2 protein-coding genes are annotated in these 2,578 nt (G+C 40.9%); both read left to right on the top strand.

The features are described from left to right. The first annotated feature begins 270 nt into the window (after positions 1-270). Positions 271-591, top strand: a complete 321-nt coding sequence (locus QT974_RS32250) for a TonB-dependent receptor (protein ID WP_333472442.1) — start codon at positions 271-273, stop codon at positions 589-591. Between the two features lie 156 nt (positions 592-747). Further along, positions 748-2,508 (top strand): GNAT family N-acetyltransferase, encoded by a 1,761-nt coding sequence (locus QT974_RS32245; protein ID WP_333472441.1) that lies wholly within the window; start codon positions 748-750, stop codon positions 2,506-2,508. The last annotated feature ends 70 nt before the right edge of the window (positions 2,509-2,578 follow it).

Raw genomic sequence — 2,578 nt, 5'->3', positions numbered from 1 at the left:
GCTACTGTCTATCCGTGGTCTTCTAATAGCGTCTCGATCGCTGCTACTAACTAATTCTTAGCCGTTGAATGGTCTGGCTATATCGACTTCATCCACTCAGTCAAAACAAAACATAATTTTATGTTTGAGTAGATTAAGTCGATATAGAGCTACTTGAAAACAGCCAGAAATTAATCGATCTAGGGAGAGTTTATTAGTCTCTTTTTCAAATGACTTTAAAGAGTCATTTGAAATTAATTTAGTTTGCTGAAAACTTCTGGTGAGATAGCCATGAAAAATGCATTAATCATCTCAGACTTAAGTTATTTAGAACCGATTGACGAAAGGAGTATTGTAGTAGGTGGTCGCAATGTTTACGCTAGTACATACGGCACAACAGAAGCAGGGCCTGGATATGCCATTGCTGTTGTAGGTGCATTTGCCACGGGTGATGATACTTATACAAATACTGGAGCCAACACAACGGTTCAAGACTTCGGTAGCCTTCAGTTTAGTAGAGCCAAAGCAACAGGCACAGCCTCTGCAACAAATGGAGACCAAACTGCTTCATCTACATTTCGCAGCACTTCTATTTCATTTTTTGGGCGTTAATTTTTGGGGCGCTAATAGTCTCATTCAATCAGAAGGCGATCGATACTGAGAATTTGATGTTGTACAAGATACTTGTCAGATATCCTCTCAGGATGCTTGGGGAGGCTCTAGTCTTAACCGACAAGTATCTGAATATTTATTTGAGGATAAAATGATATGCAGATTGACAAAATTGATAATTTTGAAACATTTAAGAAAATCAGAGAAAATTGGGATTCTGTATACGCTGCCGACCGTCAAGCTCAGTTTTTCTTGTCCTGGATTTGGTTATCTAGATGGTTGCAGATAGTGCATGAGCCGTGGTTCATATTAGCTGCAAAACCCGATGCCGATGATTCATCCTATGTTGCCTTTTTTCCTTTAAAAACTTTATTGACACACAAGGATGGAGGCGGCTTTGAAATTGAGCTCTGCATGGCAGGAAATAGCATGGCAGATTACACAGGACTTATTTGCCGACCTGGTTATGAAGAAGAGGTAATTCCTACTTTTGCGGATTACATCCAGCAACAGTTATCATGGTCTACTTTTAATGTAAAAAGTATTCTAGACACCGATACACGGATGTCTCTATTCTTGAATAGTTTCTCAGGAGATAGTGTTGAACTCAGTCAACTGCGGATTCAAAGTGTGAATGTCGAAGATCCAGATCTTTATCTTGCCCCTTGTGTTTCATTACCAGATGACTGGGATGAATATCTGCAAAACTACGTCGGTGTCAATACCCGCCAAAAAATCAGACGCTTTTTAAGGCAGGTTGAAAGTTCTGATGAGCTTTCTATTACCTACGCTAACGCAGAGAATTTGAATTCTCATATTGAGATACTACTCAACTTATGGGAAGCAAGATGGAAAAAGCAAAAAGGGGATACCTTTGAGTCGGTTATGGCTTACAATCGCCTGATTTTACATCATTGTTTTGAACATAAGTGTCTGTATCTTTCGGTTCTGTGGAAGGGAGATAGACCTTTAGGGGCGATCGCCAATTTTATGGATTTTCCGCAAAAATCCATGCTATTTGTGATTACAGGTCGCGATCGAACCTTTAAAAATCCTCCACCTGGACTGATCCTCCATGCTGATGCGATCCGATACGCGATTCAAAATGGCTTTAAAGTCTACGACTTCTTAATGGGGAATGAGGAATACAAGTATTCTTTTGGAGCTAAAGATCGCCACATTCAACATATCGTAGCCCAGTACAAGCATAACAGACAACAGGATGTTGAAAATATTATTCCTTTAGCGCTTCAGCTAGCTATTCGGGATCATCGCTCGAACCGACTCACCAAAGCTGAACAGGGATACTGTCAGATTCTGAAAGCTCAGTCAAATAATCCAGAGGCACTTTACGGACTGGGGGTGTTGATGGGGCAAAAAGGCGAGTATCAAACTGCCGAAAATCTCTTCAAAGATTTACTGGAAATTCAACCCAATTCTCTCAAGGCTTTATTTAGTTTGGGGAATTTGTATCAAACTCAAGATAGGTTATCCGAGGCGATAGAAGCCTATCATCAACTTCTAGTTTTGCAGCCTGATGCGATCGCTGGATACAATAACCTTGGCTATGCTCTACAGCAGCAAGGCAAATGGGAAGATGCGATCGCCTGCTATCAAAAAGCACTTGAACTACAGCCTAATTGCGTGGAAGCTGAGGTGAGCTTAGCCAATGCACTTCATGCTCAAGGAAAGCTTTCCCCAGAGAAACAAGCTCATTACGCGGTACTGAACAATGATTTCGGCTCCAAATGCAAACAGGTAGGTGATTTGAAAACTGCGATCGCCTACTACCGGCAGTCTATTTCTCTGAAACCAGATTTGGCTGAGGCTCACTATAATTTGGCTCTGGTGCTGCAAGAACAAGGTCAACTTAAAACAGTAATTACTTCGGAACAAAAAACTCCCATACCTGCATAAGTCCGGAAGTTATACCAATAGACTTGAATTGCAAAAATCGGAAAACACCCTAAAATTATCTGCGTTTATC

It is taken from the genome of Microcoleus sp. BM001215392, assembly GCF_036700185.1.
GTDB lineage: Bacteria > Cyanobacteriota > Cyanobacteriia > Cyanobacteriales > Microcoleaceae > Microcoleus.
This window is presented reverse-complemented; position numbering and strand designations above follow the sequence as displayed.